The 1,559-nt window shown below is 54.8% G+C and carries 2 rRNA genes; both read right to left on the minus strand.

Features of this window, described 5'->3' with window-relative positions:
• Positions 1-277 (minus strand): 23S ribosomal RNA (locus A9310_RS23310); the annotation flags it as partial.
• A gap of 424 nt (positions 278-701) precedes the next feature.
• Positions 702-1,559 (minus strand): 16S ribosomal RNA (locus tag A9310_RS23315); the annotation flags it as partial.

Genomic DNA, 1,559 nt, shown 5'->3' on the forward strand with positions numbered 1-1,559 from the left:
GGTTTAGCCTCCTCCGCTTTCGCTCGCCACTACTCACGGAATCACAATTGTTTTCTCTTCCTATGGGTACTGAGATGTTTCACTTCCCCACGTTCCCCCCACACAGCCTATACATTCAGCTGGTGGTAACACGACATCACTCGTGCTGGGTTTCCCCATTCGGACACCCTCGGATCACAGCTCGTTTGACAACTCCCCGAGGACTATCGCGGCCTACCACGTCCTTCATCGGCTCCTGGTACCAAGGCATCCACCGAACGCCCTTACACACTTACAACAACACCTACAAACAACCCCCACAAGGAGGATCGAATGTAGACATCACAAACACTCAAAACATTATCTGCTAAATCACAGACCAAGCACCCCAACAACGTTGGAGCATTGGTTGGAAATAAAGATGCTCGCATCCACTATGCACTTCTCAAACAACACACGCCTATCACCACTTGGCCGCTCCACACCCCATCACAGGATGCATCAGCACGACCTCACGATAATCAGCTCAGAGAAAACGTGTGTTCTCTCAGAACCCCGATAGTGTGTTGGGAGCAGCGAGCCAGTCACCCGGCAAGCTCACCACCAGCGCCTGCCCATATGAGGCCAGCACCTTGGGTGGCGTGTTTGATGTTTCACCCTTGAACACACACGCGCCGCAGAACAAACGTCTGCTGAAACACGTGTTGTTGTGTGCTCCTTAGAAAGGAGGTGATCCAGCCGCACCTTCCGGTACGGCTACCTTGTTACGACTTCGTCCCAATCGCCGATCCCACCTTCGACAGCTCCCTCCCACAAGGGGTTAGGCCACCGGCTTCGGGTGTTACCGACTTTCATGACGTGACGGGCGGTGTGTACAAGGCCCGGGAACGTATTCACCGCAGCGTTGCTGATCTGCGATTACTAGCGACTCCGACTTCATGGGGTCGAGTTGCAGACCCCAATCCGAACTGAGACTGGCTTTAAGGGATTCGCTCCACCTCACGCACCACCTGTACACCAACCACAAGGGAACGACTATCTCTAGCCGCGTCTGGTGTATGTCAAACCCAGGTAAGGTTCTTCGCGTTGCATCGAATTAATCCACATGCTCCGCCGCTTGTGCGGGCCCCCGTCAATTCCTTTGAGTTTTAGCCTTGCGGCCGTACTCCCCAGGCGGGGTACTTAATGCGTTAGCTACGGCACGGATCCCGTGAAAAGGAACCCACACCTAGTACCCACCGTTTACGGCGTGGACTACCAGGGTATCTAATCCTGTTCGCTACCCACGCTTTCGCTCCTCAGCGTCAGTTACTACCCAGAGACCCGCCTTCGCCACCGGTGTTCCTCCTGATATCTGCGCATTTCACCGCTACACCAGGAATTCCAGTCTCCCCTGTAGTACTCAAGTCTGCCCGTATCGCCTGCACGCCTGCAATTGAGTTGCAGAATTTCACAGACGACGCGACAAACCGCCTACGAGCTCTTTACGCCCAGTAATTCCGGACAACGCTCGCACCCTACGTATTACCGCGGCTGCTGGCACGTAGTTGGCCGGTGCTTCTTCTCCAGGTACCGTCACT

It is taken from the genome of Gordonia sp. UCD-TK1, from assembly GCF_001691435.1.
Lineage (GTDB): Bacteria > Actinomycetota > Actinomycetes > Mycobacteriales > Mycobacteriaceae > Gordonia > Gordonia hongkongensis.